Genomic DNA, 17,065 nt, shown 5'->3' on the forward strand with positions numbered 1-17,065 from the left:
GCTACAACAGGAATGTAGGCAATATTATCATTCTCGAATGAATTAACCCGATAGGTAATCTAAATGGATTTTTTACTCGTCGTTGCACAGATATTTGGCTCGACATTCCTTGACGCTACAAAATCAGCCAAGCAAGATAAAACCTTGCTATGGATGATGATAATTGGCGGCACACTATTTAGCGCATTTGGTTTAATGCTTTATTACCTCGCGCAACATAGTTAATGCCTAGCGACTATTTACAGTACAGTCCTGAACGCTTTGGCCTGCTTACGCTTTTGATACAAGGGGACAATTTGCACGGCAAACACCGAACACACAATCATAACGATGCCAGCAAATGACAACACATCAATATCGGCACCGGCAAATACCCCGCTCCACCAACCAAGATTGACCACAACTTCTGTTGCAGTAAAACTCAATACCGGTGTTAATGCCAACATGGCACTGACTTGTGCCGTGGGCCAATATTGCATTGCTTGACCAAAACAGCCATATGCAATCAAGGTGTTGGCACCACAAAACAGGACGATCCACCATTGGTTTAATGTCATTGCTTCAAACTGACTAAAATCACTAAATGGCGCCATAAGCACAATGCCTAATGCGTAAATAAATAACAGCACATTACTGGGTGATAACCGCTGACTTACCGATTTCTGCAATAATGCATAACTGGTCCACGACATCACCGAAAATTGCACAATCATAATGCCAATCAATACTTGATGATCACTGGCTTGGTTTAAATCCAGCTGTGGATGGAAAAACATCAACATCCCCAATCCTAGGGTGGCAAAACAACTCAGTTGAAATGCGTTAAAGCGTTCTTTAAAAAACAGCACCCCGCCAAAGGCTAAAAAAAACGGCGCGGTTTGAAAATTAAGCTGCGCAGTGCCTGGGGCTAAATAGCCCAATGAATACACAAACGATACGTAGTTGCACATCAACAATACCCCAGCTAATACCAATTTCATCCATATCGCTGCCGGCAGTCCTGCAAATTGGCGTAATGCACCTAAGCGCCATTGAATTAACAAGGTCACCACTAATGCCATGACAAACCGAAACCAAGTCAGGGTAACTGGGGTAATAAAACCACCGGATAGCTTTAACGCAATAGGCAAAATACCCCAGAAAAATACCGCAATAGACACGAATATCAGCCCCAAACGGTTATTAATATTTTCTTGTTCGCTATTCAATTGTTGTTATTCCAAACACTATTTAGGAAATGAATTTTGCCTGATTAACCTCACAAAGTCTTGAACAAGATATTGCTAAACTACCCAAAGATTGTTCGCATAACAAAAAAGCCTATTTCAACTCACCCTTTCCCGTGGCAAACCCGTTTAATGCAGGTAAAATAGCCGCCATAAAAACCCTATACGCCCTTCAACCTAAGGAACACTCGCATGAGTCTTGCTGATTCCGTTCTTGCAGTTAACAATGATTTACCTATTCGTACCGACAAGCCTGTTCACAGTGGCAAAGTTCGCAGTGTTTACTGGTTAACAGATGCTGATAGCCGCCGCTTAATTCGCGACAAAGGTTACGATGTACCTGAAGATACTCCGCTGGCGATTATGGTGATCAGTGATCGCATTTCTGCATTTGACTGCATTTTTCATGGCGAAGGTAACTTGCAGGGGATCCCGGGTAAAGGAGCAGCACTCAATGCCATTTCTAATCATTGGTTTGGCTTGTTCGCTGAAAATGGTTTAGCCGATAGCCACATTTTAGACATTCCACACCCTTTTGTGTGGATCGTTCAAAAAGCTCGCCCGATTAAAGTGGAAGCTATTTGCCGTCAGTACATAACGGGTTCAATGTGGCGTGCTTATTCAAAAGGTGAACGAGTCTTTTGTGGCATCACCCTGCCAGAAGGCTTAAGCAAAGATCAAAAGCTACCTGAACTGCTAATCACCCCGTCTACCAAAGGTATTTTAACCGGTATTCCTGGTGTGCCAGCACAGGATGACGTTAATATTAGTCGCAGTGATATTGAAGCCAACTATCAAGCATTTGGCTTTGAAAAACCACAAGATATCGACCTGTATGAAGTCCTGCTCAAGCAAGGCTTTAAGGTAATATCTGATTCGCTAGCCAAGCTTGACCAAGTGTTTGTCGATACCAAATTCGAGTTTGGTTATGTCAACGATAAAGACGGCAACGCTAAACTCATTTACATGGATGAAGTTGGCACCCCTGATTCATCACGTATTTGGGATGGCGCAGCTTATCGCGAAGGTAAGATTGTTGAAAATTCCAAAGAAGGTTTCCGTCAATTCTTGTTAAACCATTTTGACGATGCCGACATTTTATTAAACAAAGACAGAATGCCAGAACGTGAAGCGCTTGCCCGTGACAACGACTTGCCGTTAGAGGCTATGATGAGCGTATCACGCACTTATATTGGTGTGGCTGAAAAAGTAACTGGAGCTACGATTCCATTACCTGCGAATCCAAAAGCTGACATTATTAAAGTGTTATGTGAACAGTATGATTTAATTGAATCAATCTAAGTTTGCTTTGCAAAAAGGCGCTTAGGCGCCTTTTTTTATGTGTGCGAATCTGCACATAGTACGCAATAGTAGTAACGGGTTTATACACCATGGCTCATAAAAAAAGGACGACAATTGTCATCCTTTTTTATGTATCATCAATTAACTACGATACCGATTAACACATCATTATTAACTACGACGGCGTAAGCCTAGTGCACCTAATAACATCAATGCGAAGTAACCTAAACTACCACCGTCACTGTCTTGAACAGGCTCTGGTGTTGGCGTAGGCGTTGGTGTTACTGGCGCAGGGTAGCTTAGTGCAATGATCACAGGGTCATGGTCAGAAGCTGAGAATGCACTTTCAGACTTAACCAAATCACCAGTGTATTTACTACCATATTCAAACAGGTTAGATTCAACTGAGTTGATGTGCCAGTCGTCAATATCGACTAACTTAGCTGCTAAGCTCGCATTACCTAGTGCATGGTCTAAGTTACCTAACTCACCGTTGTAGCTGTATGAGTAAGTCGTTGCACCATGAGCTTGAGTGTTTAAGTTAATTAACCCATAACCTTTATCAATGACACTGCCTTCACGCTCGTACACTTTACCGTTTAAAGTGGTCCAAGACGCGGTGCGGATAACATGATCTGTGGTTGACGCATCATAGTCAGTCAATACTGCAACTGGATCTTCTTTGCCATAAGCATTTAAATCACCAATAACCAGTATATCGCCTTCGACATCTTTTAATGACTCACCCAATACTTTAGCCGCTGATACACGGAAAGCATTACACTTGCCTTGCATGTCTGCTGGCTCAGCATTTTCATTAAACTCAGCCCAGTCTTCGATACAACCTGAACCTTTCGATTTTAGGTGGTTAACAACTACGGTCAGTTTTTCATCATTAATACTAAACGTTTGCACTAAGCTGTGACGTTGGAACTTATCAGAACTAGGGCTTTTCTCAACCACACCATCTTTCTCGCGAGTTTGAGCGCCTTCTGCAGCATGTTGCTCAGGCGTTGCAATAACTTTTGCAGCGCCGTCTAAAGTGATGCGCGCTGGGCGATATAACATACCAACGGTAATGGCATCAGTACCAATAAACTTACCGTCGTATTTGTCCGCATCTGCAATTTCGATAAAGCGATATGCTTGCTCATCGGTTAATTCAGCATTCAGTGCATCAACTAAATTTTGCACTGCACTTAGCTCACCAAAGCCATTGTTAGCAATCTCCATTAAGCCAACAACATCAGCATTCATGGCGACGAGTGCAGACACAATCTTAGTGCGTTGCAGAACCATTTCCTCTTCCGTTAGCGCGCCACGGTTACTGTTTGATGGATTGGCATCACCGCCAACAGCATCGTTAAAGAAATTCAATACGTTAAAGCTAGCGACGCGAATATCACCCATGTCTGCCACAGTCGGCGCATCAGTGCGATCATTTACACGGATCAAATCACCCGCAGTAATGGTGTTAGTCGCTAAAATTCGGTATGAGTTGTAGCTATAACCAATCACGCCTTCAAGGTTTGTGAGCTGATCGCCCACACGGATATAACCGGTCTCAGCATTAAAGTCAGGGAAGTAAGGCACTTCACCGTCTTTTGCTTTGAAGTCAGACTCTACAAATAACTGATTTACCGCATTCGCTTTACCGAGTGCGATTGCATCGGCTGAATTCGGTTCAAACACTTGAGTAGGCTTCATTAATGGCGCTTTATGAGACAACATCATATTATTGCGGTATGAATCATAATCGAAACTAAAGGTACGAGAAATTTTCATCTCGCTACCAGCATCTAGCTTCACTTTCATGCCTTCAACACGTTCTAATGCTTGTGCAAGCGTTTCACCATCGGCAACATAAAATGCACTGGCAGCAGGTACGTCACCCATTGCTCCCACTTCAAATTTTTGATCGTCTTTAATGTCTATCTGAGTTGAGCCGTAATACTCGCTGACTTTACCTTGCACACACACTTCAGCGCCGGGCTGAATCGTGTCTGGTGCCGCTTGGTTCATGAAAACAAAAATACCGTCAGAAGTATAAGGTGAGTTATCACCTTGCATGTCTTGAATAAAGAAACCTTTGTATAAACTGTCGCTTCTGGCAGTAACTATCCCTTTTACGGTTACTTCGTTAGCGGATGAAAAACTCCCCTCGGCAAGTAAAGGACTTGCATCTCCAGCACCTTGAACGTCATAAATATTTGTTAGCGTTGCACCATTACAGGTAAATGTAGATGGCTCTGGCGCAACCGCAGCATCAAGCGAACCTAAACCACTGAAAGTGTCTTTTTCTAATTCAACCCACTGGGTAGCATCATAGGTAGTGCTAGCCGTTAAGTTATCTAGATTACGTTGGAAGGTGGCATCTAACCCCCAGCCACTTGGCGTTGGAATTTCACCAATTACATCAACTAACACACCGTCTTTTAATAGACCAACAGCATCGCCACCATTAAAGTACAAATTGCCAGTCATAGAGTCTGTTGCTGCCGGTAAGGTAATCGCTGCACTTGGGTGCAAAATCACTTTGACACTTTTTGCGGCTATCGAATCGGTTAACTCAACCATATCTAGCGCTGCTGTATCGCCGTCTTTATAACGAACTAATTTGTAACCTGTTAAATCAACCGCAACATCACTGTTGTTGTACAGTTCAATCGCTTTATTATTTGCACTACCCTCAACGTATTCACTTATCAATACATCTGCATTTGCCATCATAGGCAATGCTGCAGCAACTGCGAGTGAAACCGCCGTTAGTTTAGTCAGTCCTTTCATTTTGTAACCCCATATTTTGTAATATAAATGCTATTTTTTTGTAATATGCGGCGCGATTGTCCCAAAGTTTGTTTACAGAAAAAAGAACATAGATCACATTAATGAGGTAAATAAATTTGATATCTGATTGATTAACAAGTAATTTTATCCTTACAGAAAAACGACATCTGCGAATAAAAGAAATACATCAAATAAAACAATAACTAGACTCAGAACACAGTCAGGCATAATGACAACTTAACAAGATAAGTTTTGTAACAATTCTGTTGAAAAGAAAATTAAAAATAGAATTATTTGTTTCATATTAGATTTTTTGGCGTAACATCAGCTTGAAAATGTAAGGCTTTTAGCTAACTATTACGCTAATATTGGCTGATTGACATGGCAGATACCGGATGAGCTGTCGACATAGATAATTCATTTAAGTTATTCGTGTTATTGTCGATATTGAACATGAACCAATGCCATATTGGTCACAAAAAAATACTGCCACGCTGACTATTAGTATCAAAACACTAACGGCTCATCTAGTATTCAAATTTATTGTATTTACAGGTTTAGGTACTAAAACCATGAAAGAAGTTGATTTCAGAAATATCGATAAACTCTTCATCAAAATGTCCATTAACGATAAGTTTTGGACGATTTTCGGACTATTCCTCATCATTTTATCAAGCGTATCGTTTAGCAGTTACTTTAGTAAAATAGACAACATTGAGCAGCAATCTCTGCATGTTTTAGAGCAAAAAACGGCCGCTACAGTACAAGCACTTGATGCGACCAATCAGCTAGATCAAGCCTCAAGTCTCGGCTTACAAGTATCGGGTCGTTTGCAAACCAGCTCACGCCAACAAGATACTGTTACTGCCGTTTATACATTAAATAACCAATATTATGCGATGAGTGAATCAGTCTATGGCCAAGAAGCTACGGCTAAGCAAGCGGCATTAGTTTCGTTATTGCTATCATTCTTGTGGGTGTTACCGTTTGCATTGGTGATTTACTGGAATGCCACCTTTATTGGTGGTGCCCTATGGGTGTTGTGGAGTACCACAGAAAAAATTGCCAAAGGTGATTTAACCTCTCGTTTAGGTTTCCATCCTGGTCGTGATGAGTTCGGTACCATTGGCTGCGCACTAGACAAAGCCATGGACACATTAACTGAACTTGTCGTTGCTGTGAAAAAAAGTGCCGGAACATTGCAAACCACTTCCAACTCATTTGCCAATGATGCAGTACAAAGTGCTGAACAAATTGACTTACAGTATGCTTCGCTCGACTCAGTCGCTACGGCAATGGAAGAAATGACCGCATCTGCGGCAGAAGTGTCGAATATTGCCCGTAATTCGACCCAAAGAGTGGAACAAGATTCAGAATACACACGCCAGAGTTATGACCGAGCAAAACGTGCCATTAATGAGATTAAGCAGTTATCTAGCTACATTGAACAAACTTCAAACTCGGTCACGACCTTAAAAGTCAATGCCACCAATATTAATGAAGTCATTACCACGATTAATGCCATTTCAGATCAAACCAACTTACTGGCATTAAACGCAGCCATTGAAGCGGCGCGTGCTGGTGAGATGGGTCGTGGTTTTGCTGTGGTTGCAGACGAAGTAAGAACCCTTGCCGGTCGTACTCAAGCAGCAACGGTTGAAATTCATAAAATGATTGAATTACTGCAAAGTGAAACACTCAATATCGACAGTATTACTCGCGATACCGTCAAGCAAGCACAGACCAGTAGCGATCTAATTGCCAATATTGGTACCGATATTAATGCCATTTCAGAATCATCGAAATCGATTATGGACATGAGCTTCCAAATTTCAACGTCATCAGAAGAACAAAGTGCCGTAGCCAATGATATTGCTAAAGAACTGACTGAAATAAGACAGAAATCAAATATTATTAGAGGTTTATCGCAACAGTCTTCAAGTGGTGTTAAAGAACTATCAAAAGCATCAAGTGATTTAGGTAAGATTTTAAGCCAATACCGCACAAATTAACTTATTTACACATAGGTTTACTCCTATATCTATGCAAGATTAAAAACGACGGGTAATGGTTAACATTATCCGTCGTTTTTTGTATTTTGCCATCAGCTAACATCCGCTATCACCTATACTTTACATACTGTTTATGAGTATACTTTTCACGCTAAATGGATCTATACCTTTTAGCCCGTTCAGGTATAATCCGCCCACTTTGACATCCCCACCAATATCGTTAACTTTATGTGTGAGATCATATGACAGTTGAAACTTTTAAACCCAAGCAAACCACCACGTTAGACATTCCGGTAAAAACACTTAAGGCCAATAGCCTGAACACAGAAACCACCGGTAATCGTATTGGATTTGTTTCATTGGGTTGCCCCAAAAACCTTGTCGACTCTGAACGGATCCTGACACAGTTGCGCACTGAAGGTTATGATGTCACCAACAGTTACGATGATGCCGATCTGGTAATTGTCAATACATGTGGCTTTATCGATAGTGCAGTACAAGAGTCTTTAGAGACCATAGGTGAAGCATTAGCGGCAAACGGTAAAGTGTTAGTGACGGGTTGTTTAGGGGTAAAGAAAGACGAAATTATCGAACTTCATCCTAATGTTTTAGGGGTAACTGGCCCTCATGCTTATGATGAAGTGTTAAAGCAAGTTCACCTGCATGTTGAGAAACCAAAACATAATCCATTAATTGATTTAGTGCCTGATCACGGCATCAAACTGACCCCTAAACATTACGCCTATTTGAAAATATCCGAAGGCTGTAATCACCGCTGTACTTTCTGCATTATCCCTTCAATGCGCGGTGATTTAGACTCTCGCCCTATTGGTGACGTATTAGGTGAAGCACAGCGTCTCGTGAATGCTGGCGTGAAAGAATTATTGATTATTTCACAAGACACCTCTGCTTATGGCGTTGATGTAAAACATAAAACTGCTTTTTGGGATGGTATGCCAGTTAAAACCCATATGCAGCAGCTTTGTGAGCAGTTAGCCAAACAAGGTGTGTGGGTTCGTTTGCATTATGTTTACCCTTACCCACATGTGGATGACATCATTCCATTAATGGCACAAGGTAGTATTTTACCGTATTTAGACATTCCGTTTCAGCATGCTAATAAACGCATACTGAAACTAATGAAACGTCCAGGTAGTTCAGACAAAGTATTAGAACGCATTGCTAAATGGCGCGAGATTTGCCCAGAATTAGTGATTCGTTCGACCTTTATTGTTGGCTTCCCGGGTGAAACTGAAGCAGAGTTTGAAGAGTTACTCGACTTTTTAGAAGCCGCACAACTTGATCGCGTCGGTTGTTTTAAATACTCGCCGGTTAAAGGTGCTAAGGCCAACGACTTACCAGACCATGTCCCTGATGATGTTATGGAAGACAGATTACAGCGCTTTATGGCTGTGCAAGCACAAATTAGTGCCGACAAATTGCAAGCTCGAATTGGGCAAGAGTATTTAATCTTAATTGATGAAGTGAATACCGAAGGTGCTATTGGTCGGTCATACATGGATGCGCCAGAAATTGACGGAAAAGTGTATTTAACCGACGAGTTTGACGTGCAACCAGGTGATCAAGTATGGGTACAAATTATTCACGCTGATGAACATGATGTCTGGGGCGTAAAAGTTGAAGATGAAGATGAATAAACTCCATAAGTCAGCGTTATAGCGCGTTAACTCATAAAAAAGCCGATATCATTGATATCGGCTTTTTAGGCTTTAAACTGGCTTAATTACTGCTTTGATACCGTATTAAAGACCAGCTTTAGGCTCAATTATTCTAATGACGTTAATCTATGACCTAGTGCGCTTTCTGTATCTGGCGTCAGTACAAAGGTAAAATTGTTGCTACCACTGATACTCATTGATTCAGACTGATACACCAATGTTTGAGTGCCATTGTCATCTTCATACACTATGTTAATTTCATAGTCATCAGAAGGTAATGTTAAGCTCTGTTGTTCAACAAAGTCTAAGTCAGTCAAGGTATATTCTGCTGTTTCAATGGTTTCAGAGTCACGGACAAAGTACACAGTTAAATCATCGTAATCATATGATAAATTAACGACATCGACTTTATATTCGTATGCTCGTGGACGTAAGTCTTGAGAGATAACCATGCCTTTAACAGAGCTGTCAGCTTTTTGATAAATCAGTAACGATTTGACGTCATCTTGGTTAAAGGTTACCAATAAATTATCAAATAACTTGGTTTTACTTGTGGCATCTCTAACCGTAATACCATAATCGTTGAACGAAGTTGATTGGTAATCTGTTACAGCAAAAGATGCAACATCGTATAAGTACTGAGTTTCTTGCTTACTCACCACATCAACATCGATGTTTTGAGTTTCGAGTCCGTTAAACACTCGGTAGTCTGCAGTGGCTTCTAATGCTGCATAGTTATCTGGCGTTGTTGTTGAATCAACACTGTCGATGGTGACTTTAATGTCGCCTGCGCCAAAGCTATTACGGATCACTAATTTGTAAACCGTTTCAGTGGTAAGATCCATACTGCCGGTTGTGTAAACCACGTCTTTAGTACCCGTTGTGGTGAGGTACACAATGTAATCATCAGTATCAAGAATGGTTGAGTCGGTATACGTGCTATATGCTGCGCTACCAATCATTACCGCTTCGTCAATACTTTGAGTATCAAGTGATATATACGCATCAAATGTGCCTTCGTCTGTTGCGACGTTAGCGACTAACACCTGCATTTTACTGTATTCATAATCATCATCCGCGTTAAGCTCGTCCATATCATCGCGGTTGTAGTTTATATCCAGTAATTGTGGGTCAAGGTAATCACCGTATAACACGAATAAATGATTATCATCATCCTTTAAACTTACGGTGTCACTGTAAATTGTGACTGTTTCGCCATCTTCATCTTGGCCATATATCTCTAAATCTGTGCTACCCACACTGTAACCATATCGAGGCATTGCATCAGCAAAATCAACTGCCGTATATGAATAGTCATCCAATACTAATGAGGTCGATGTACTATTCGGTGATGCATTATAAAACTGCACATAAGCGACATCACTACTGCTTTCTTCACTGTCTGAGCCGCAGCCTAATAACAAGGATCCCATTGCAGACATTATCATCAATCGACTTATTTTTTTGTGAAACATATTTACTCCATTAACCATATAGTTACATTTGCAAGAGTTATGACACCCCTTGCCTGTAAACGACTGTCAAGAAAGGTAAAGTAGAGTGATAAAGCGTCAAGAGCCAAATTAAAGCTAAAAAAAGCTTCTTAATCAATTAGATAAGAGGCTTTTATTGTTTGCATTTAAACCATAAATGCGTTGTTCAGCAAAAGGAGTTAATTCCCCGCGATTTTCATCTCGCTCAGTAAAATTCCGCCGGTACGGATTGATGAACGTAAATCGCGATCTTTACCTACACCTTGTATTCCCATAAACATGTCTTTTAAATTACCCGCTATGGTGATCTCTTCTACTGGGTATAGCACTTCGCCATTTTCAACATAGAAGCCGGCCGCGCCGCGAGAATAATCACCCGTAACGCCATTAACGCCTTGGCCCATTACTTCGGTAACAATTAAGCCGGTATTCATGGTTTTGACCAAGTCATCAAATGTTTGGTTTGAATGGCTTAAGGTCCAGTTATAAATACCACCAGCATGACCAGTATTGGTCATACCTAGCTTACGTGCAGAATAACTGGTTAATAAGTAAGTTTCTAATTGGCCGCGATCAATAATACGCCGATCTTGGGTAGCGACACCTTCGCTGTCATAATTAGCGCTGGCTAAAGCACCTAACAAATGTGGCTGCTCTTCGATGCTAAACCAGTCTGGGAATATTTGGGTATTCAATGCCTCCATTAAGAAGCTCGACTTGCGGTAAATACTGCTGCCACTGATCGCACCAATTAAATGGCCCATCAGGCCGGTAGCAATTTCTGGCGCAAATAACACCGGCATTTTCGCGGTGGCAATTTTACGTGCATCTAAACGGCTTAAGGTTTTGTTTGCCGCTTGCAAACCAACGGCTTCTGGAGACAATAAATCACTGTACTTACGCGCAACGGTATAGTCATAGTCACGCTGTAAATTACCGTCAGACTCTTCGCCTATCACCACACAGCTCAAACTGTAGCGAGAGCTGCAATAGCCATTAAGAAACCCATGGCTATTGCCATACACTCTGGCAGCTGTATGCGCATTAGCGCTGGCGCCGTCTGAATTTCGGATACGACTATCAACTGATAAACTGGCTTCCTCAGCGCGAATAGCCAGCTGTGCCAGCTCTTCTGCATCGATATCGTGTGGATGGTATAACTCTAAATCGCGAATATCTTGCGCCATCAAAGCGGGATCAGCCAAGCCACTAAAAGGATCCTCTGAGGTATATTTTGCAATACCATCGGCGGCTTTTACCGCTTGGCGAATCGCCTCTGGGCTTAAGTCCGAGGTTGATGAGCTGCCTTTGCGACCATCGCGGTAAATGGTAATGCCTAACGCACCGTCTTTATTAAACTCAACGGTTTCAACTTCTTTTTCACGGGTAGAAACCGACAAACCTTGCTGCTTACTAATAGCCACTTCAGCGGCCGAAGTGCCTAACACTTTTGCGTATTCTAACGCGACAGCGACAGCATCTTTTAACGCAGATAATTCAGAATCAATTCTAGGTGTTGGTTCAGTTGCGCTAGGCGCTGAAGAAGGATGAGAAGCCACAAAATTACTCTTTGATTAGTCTAGTTGCCGCTAGCATATCAAATTCAATTGGCGATTGATAACCGTGCATTTATATCGCTCACTATCATCAATAAATTCTGCATATTCTAGGCCAAATAAATGCTATCATTAACGCATATTGACTTGAGGTTTATGACTATGAAAATTGTTGGCGATTCTGAACTGTTTCAGCAGCCCTATGATAATGATGACAACTATGTCAGCAGAACAGGCGTTAAAAAAGAAAGTGAGGATGCTCAAGCACTTGGCATGCGTTTAGTGGCCCTGAGCAAAACTCAATTAGACAAAATGGGTTTAGATGAATTCTTATATGATGCGATTCTAAAATCAAAACTGATTAAGCAAAAAACCGAAGCATATCGCCGCCATTTGCAATACATTGGTAAATTGATGCGTGGATACGAGCATGAACCTATTGAAGCAGCACTCGATAAAGTGTTGAACAAAAACAATAATGAAGCTGCTCAAATACAGATTTTTGAAAAGATGCGCGAGCGTTTATTAGCAAATGGTGATGACGAGGTTCAAGTACTTCTGGATTTACATCCACAACTTGATCGTCAAAAACTGCGTCAACTGATCCGCCAAGCGAATAAAGAACTGGCTAAAGGCCCAGAATCAAAATCGTCTAAAGAGCTATATAAGTATTTAAGAGCTGAAATCAAAGACTAGGGCCATTTCAAAAATAGTCTGTTTAATAGAATAAGGATATTGCTAATGCGGCTAAAAATGATGACTCGCACACTAATGTTACTATTAACTTCAGTGTTGCTATTTACAGGTTGCAACGGTGCTGCGGATGGCACCGATGCTGACACGTCAAATGGCAGTTACAGTATTACTGTAAGCTATCAAAATGTCGTCAATGGCCAATGTGATGCCAGTACTGAATCTCTGATTTTTGATATCGATGGCAGTTTTTGTGCCGTTGCACATCTCAAACTCGGTAATGCTAACGTCAGCGGAGCCCTGATTACATTCAGTACTAGCACTGCCACAGTCACACCCGCTAGCGCATTAACATTATCTTCCGGCCTTGCGACTACGATTGTCACGTCTGGCGGCATCGAGGCTGGCATTCTTAGCGCAACTTATTCACCAAGCGATGCTGACTCAGTTAGCGCGAGTCGCAATTATCAATTTAAAGAATACACCACAAGTATTCCTGCTGAAGCGATTCAATTAACAGCTTCAATTACAGATGCTACAGGTCCAATTACCCGCTTTAATCTTGATAAAACAGTGCAACTTAGCGCGTTACTTACCGACAGTAATAACCAAGGTATTGCTAACCAAATTGTCACATTCAATGCCGGTAGTGCGACGTTAACGCCCGCGACTGCTCTGACTAAAGCTTCAGGTATCGCCACTCTTAATTATACTCCGTCAGCATCAGAGTTAGGCGCCAGTTTATTAACAGCCACAACAGAATATCAAGGGGTAACCCTCAGCAGTACTAGCGCTTATGAAGTGTTAGCGACTGACGACATTGCCACTACTGGCATCGTAAAAATGGGATCCATTGATGCTAATGGTGAGTTTGTCGAAGGAGAATTAGCCACAACACTAACGGCAGCAGCGGATGGTAGTTATACCATTAGCGCCGGTGGCACTTTTGGGGTTACCGCGACGCTCGTCAGCGAAGACACAGCTGGCAATATGACTCGTCTACAAAGCCCGACCAGTATTAGCTTTAGTTCAGACTGTTCCTTCAATGATAATGCCTCACTCGACTCACCTATCACCAGCTTATCTGGCTCAGCAAGCTCAACATTCTCTGATGTTAGTTGCAGTGGTAATAGTGAACGCAATGACACTATCATCGCGACCACTACTGTGAATGGCAGTAGTTTACGCGCAAGCTTACCTTTTATCTTAGCCCGTCAGACCTTATCTAACGTGAGTTTTGTGTCAGCTGACCCAAGCCAAATTCGTATCAAAGGTTCAGGCGGCACAGGCTCAACTGAATCATCCTTAGTCACCTTTTTAGTTTCTAGTGCGAATGGTCAACCTGCTGCTCAACAACAAGTAAACTTTAGTCTAGATACTACAGTTGGCGGTTTACAATTTGCTAATGGCGCAGTAACAGATAGCAGTATTACTAACGCCCAAGGCTTGGTCAGCGTTCGCGTTCAAGCCGGTACGATTCCAACACCGGTTCGGGTAATGGCATCAACAACTGATGCTGACACGAATAAAACCATTACCAGCCAATCAGAACAACTCACCGTCAATACCGGAATACCACAGCAACTAGGCTTTAGTATTTCAAGGTCAAACGGTAATCCTGAAGCGGGTGACTACAATGGCGAGCAAGTGACCATTACCGCTTATGCCTCTGACAGTTTTGGTAACCCGGCACCAGATGACACGACCATCAACTTCACCGCTGAAGGTGGACAAATTGAGCCATCGTGTACTATTGCAGATGGCCGCTGTTCAGTTATTTGGACATCGGCATCGCCACGAGTAAGCGATCACCGTGTCACGATTATGGCTTATGCCTTAGGGCACGAAACTTTTTTCGATACCAACGGTAACAATGTGTTTGATGCTGCTGATGGCGGCGTGGTTAATGGTTGTTTAAATGGCACAACGTCAATTGCGTGTAGTGGTGATGGTATGGATGTTGAAACTTACCATAACGGTGGCTTTGTTGATTTACCTGATGCTTTTAGGGATGACAATGAGTCTCGCACCCATGACTTAGGTGAGCCATATTTTAATATTCAAGCCAGTACTGCGTATCAAGCGGCAGATGGTAAATTTAACGGCCCTCAGTGTGAAGGCAGCTTATGTGATAGCACTGCCACGACCACCTATATTCGTAAAGCATTGGTGTTAACTATGTCAGGCTCTAATGCGACGTTTGTTGTGAGTCAAGATGACGCTGTGATTAACGATTACACCAGTGATATTCAACCTATCGGATTAAATGAAATATCGACGTTTACTGTGGTGTTAACAGATAGTGCCAAGCAAATATTACCTTCAGGTACCATCTTAACCGTTGCCAGCACTGAAGGTGAGTTGCAGTTCTCTGGCTACAGCGTACCGAACGCAACATCGGCAGGGGGAACATCAACCACCTTTACCCTCAAAAATATCGGTACATCTGGCACCAGCCAAGTAACACTGACAGCAACGACGCCTAAAGGTGTGGTCACTGAACTGAAATTTTATGTCAGCTTGTTATAAAAGACTGCTTTAGAGTGACTAAACAGCCTGCTCTTTTAGCAGGCTGTTTTTATTATTGGCATTCGTTGATAAGTTGTTACAATAAGCACGTTGTGCACTATGGAACTCCACTGTGCATTCCAAATAGGTAAACAGGGCTAGTTTACTCATTCGAGGGCCAGAATACGCCTCTCGACGCATACTAAGGAATAATAATACGCAAACTTTTTATACTTTCTACTTTAACCGCAGGCGTGCTTCTTAGCGCTTGTGCCGCTAAACCCCCTATCGTTGCACAAAACAAAACTGTGGTAGTGAATGACCAAACCATCATTTTTGGTGGCATATACGACAAAGAAAAAAACAAGCTACAGTTAATCGCTAATGGTGACACGATCATGCAAGGTCGATTCCCACCAATGACCCCAACCCAGCACCTTAACGCTAAGTTCAAAGGCATGGCTGTTAAAGGTGATTGCTATTTCGGTTCGGTATTAGGCGATCAAGGCGGTAGCTTTGGCGTGGTAGCGAGTATTATCCAATCTGCAAAATCAAGCACCGCTGATAAGTGCGATATCTTTATTGATGGCACTAAGCTAGAAACATTGTACTTCTAATCGAGTAGCAGCAATAAGCCCTAGCCCTGCTTACCTCCTGATGCCCAAAATGCTAAAACATTGCACTGAGATGGTGCAATGTTTATTAGTTTAAGCACTAAAGCAACTCAAAATATAAATACCACATGTGTTAATACTTTGTTTAAATAAGACTTTAAAGTATGGTCTGATCTTTGCTTTCACAGGAATAATAATAAAAATGCACTACTACTTAGTCGACACTGTTACTCCATTAAATGACTTAATTAGTCCTTGCTGAGAATTAAATGCTTCCTTTACACACCTCAATGCGTGGCCTTCGTTGCTTTTGCGTCGCAGCTGAATGCTTAAGTTTTAAAGAAACGGCTAAAAAGCTGTACCTCACACCATCTGCCGTTAGCCACCAAATTAAGCAATTGGAAGAAACCCTCAATCTAAGCTTGTTTATCCGTCAAACCCGCTCAGTTGCCTTAACTGAAGTTGGTGCACGGTTTTACCAAGCGATCGAGCCAGTGATGCAGCAACTGGTCAACACTGTCAGTGAATTTAATCAATCAGACAGAATGCTCGAAGTCAGTATTTCAATGCCTGAGTTTTTCGCTAGCGAGCTGTTTATGCCTAAACTTATTGGCTGGTCATCCAAATACCCCAATATCAACCTTAAACTCGAAACGATTAAATCGCGCAGTGATGTGATAAAACACACTGATGTATCGATTATGCTCTCGGGTAAACAGCAGCCTAGCGACAATGTATACGACCTATTTCCAATAACGTATATGCCAGCATGTAATGCACAGCTCCACTCTGAGCTATCATCACAAGGCTTTAAAGCGTTAACCAAGGTGCCGTTGATATTACATAAAGCCAGACCCTATGCATGGCATCAATGGGCTGACAATATCGGCTTTGAGCAATTTAAACCAAAACAAATTATTCAATTAGACAGTATGTTCAGTGTCGCGCGAGCAGCAGAGCAAGGGCTTGGCGTTGCATTAATACCCTTGCCTATCAGCCAAGCGTGGTTTGATAACAAAATCCTGATTCCATTATTCCCCCAGCCACTTTATAGCCATGACCGCTATTACCTCACCCGCCATTCCAATGAACAGCAGCGTCCAGAAGTGCAATTGCTAATAGACTGGATCCTTAAAAGCTTTCACGATGAAAGCCGTTAGGTGTCAAAGTTGAAGGGCTTAGGATATCTGGCTCA

General features: G+C 42.1%; 12 protein-coding genes. 8 read left to right on the forward strand and 4 right to left on the reverse strand.

Annotated elements, in window-relative coordinates; translation table 11 throughout:
• The first annotated feature begins 63 nt into the window (after nucleotides 1-63).
• Nucleotides 64-225 (forward strand): hypothetical protein, encoded by a 162-nt coding sequence (locus H5185_RS01880; protein ID WP_182696880.1) that lies wholly within the window; start codon nucleotides 64-66, stop codon nucleotides 223-225.
• A 14-nt stretch (nucleotides 226-239) separates the two neighbouring features.
• On the opposite strand, the gene H5185_RS01885 is transcribed toward H5185_RS01880, so the two are convergent.
• Nucleotides 240-1,208: a DMT family transporter gene (locus H5185_RS01885; protein ID WP_182741188.1), complete on the reverse strand. Its 969-nt coding sequence runs from the start codon at nucleotides 1,206-1,208 to the stop codon at nucleotides 240-242.
• 210 nt (nucleotides 1,209-1,418) lie between these two features.
• Here H5185_RS01885 and H5185_RS01890 point away from each other — a divergent pair, with 210 nt between their 5' ends.
• A complete protein-coding gene (locus H5185_RS01890; RefSeq protein ID WP_182741189.1) occupies nucleotides 1,419-2,528 on the forward strand; it encodes a phosphoribosylaminoimidazolesuccinocarboxamide synthase in 1,110 nt (369 codons plus the stop codon).
• 171 nt (nucleotides 2,529-2,699) lie between these two features.
• Here the strand turns inward: H5185_RS01890 and exeM are convergent, their stop codons facing one another.
• The gene (exeM, locus tag H5185_RS01895) at nucleotides 2,700-5,315 is read right to left on the reverse strand and encodes an extracellular exonuclease ExeM (protein WP_182723528.1); all 2,616 of its coding nucleotides are present in this window, start codon (nucleotides 5,313-5,315) and stop codon (nucleotides 2,700-2,702) included.
• Between the two features lie 572 nt (nucleotides 5,316-5,887).
• Here exeM and H5185_RS01900 point away from each other — a divergent pair.
• Together H5185_RS01900 and rimO are read left to right on the forward strand one after the other, a co-directional pair.
• Nucleotides 5,888-7,327 (forward strand): methyl-accepting chemotaxis protein, encoded by a 1,440-nt coding sequence (locus H5185_RS01900; protein ID WP_182741190.1) that lies wholly within the window; start codon nucleotides 5,888-5,890, stop codon nucleotides 7,325-7,327.
• 242 nt (nucleotides 7,328-7,569) lie between these two features.
• On the forward strand, nucleotides 7,570-8,985 hold the full coding sequence (rimO, locus tag H5185_RS01905; RefSeq protein ID WP_182741191.1) for a 30S ribosomal protein S12 methylthiotransferase RimO: 1,416 nt from the start codon (nucleotides 7,570-7,572) through the stop codon (nucleotides 8,983-8,985).
• 128 nt (nucleotides 8,986-9,113) lie between these two features.
• On the opposite strand, the gene H5185_RS01910 is transcribed toward rimO, so the two are convergent.
• Nucleotides 9,114-10,481 (reverse strand): hypothetical protein, encoded by a 1,368-nt coding sequence (locus H5185_RS01910; RefSeq protein WP_182741192.1) that lies wholly within the window; start codon nucleotides 10,479-10,481, stop codon nucleotides 9,114-9,116.
• A gap of 197 nt (nucleotides 10,482-10,678) precedes the next feature.
• On the reverse strand, nucleotides 10,679-12,058 hold the full coding sequence (gene pmbA, locus H5185_RS01915; RefSeq protein ID WP_182723529.1) for a metalloprotease PmbA: 1,380 nt from the start codon (nucleotides 12,056-12,058) through the stop codon (nucleotides 10,679-10,681).
• Between the two features lie 159 nt (nucleotides 12,059-12,217).
• Between pmbA and yjgA the strand changes: the two genes are divergently transcribed.
• The 4 genes from yjgA to H5185_RS01935 all read left to right on the forward strand — a co-directional run bounded on the left by yjgA (nucleotide 12,218) and on the right by H5185_RS01935 (nucleotide 17,030).
• The gene (gene yjgA / locus H5185_RS01920; protein WP_182741193.1) at nucleotides 12,218-12,751 is read left to right on the forward strand and encodes a ribosome biogenesis factor YjgA; all 534 of its coding nucleotides are present in this window, start codon (nucleotides 12,218-12,220) and stop codon (nucleotides 12,749-12,751) included.
• Between the two features lie 45 nt (nucleotides 12,752-12,796).
• Nucleotides 12,797-15,277 (forward strand): Ig-like domain-containing protein, encoded by a 2,481-nt coding sequence (locus tag H5185_RS01925; protein ID WP_182741194.1) that lies wholly within the window; start codon nucleotides 12,797-12,799, stop codon nucleotides 15,275-15,277.
• A 293-nt stretch (nucleotides 15,278-15,570) separates the two neighbouring features.
• Nucleotides 15,571-15,873 (forward strand): hypothetical protein, encoded by a 303-nt coding sequence (locus H5185_RS01930; RefSeq protein ID WP_259396145.1) that lies wholly within the window; start codon nucleotides 15,571-15,573, stop codon nucleotides 15,871-15,873.
• 266 nt (nucleotides 15,874-16,139) lie between these two features.
• Nucleotides 16,140-17,030 carry a LysR substrate-binding domain-containing protein gene (locus H5185_RS01935; RefSeq protein WP_124015301.1) on the forward strand — a complete coding sequence of 297 codons (891 nt, stop codon included), beginning with the start codon at nucleotides 16,140-16,142 and terminating at the stop codon, nucleotides 17,028-17,030.
• Nucleotides 17,031-17,065: the final 35 nt, after the last annotated feature.

Source organism: Shewanella sp. SG44-6 (assembly GCF_014164185.1).
GTDB classification, from domain to species: domain Bacteria; phylum Pseudomonadota; class Gammaproteobacteria; order Enterobacterales; family Shewanellaceae; genus Shewanella; species Shewanella vesiculosa.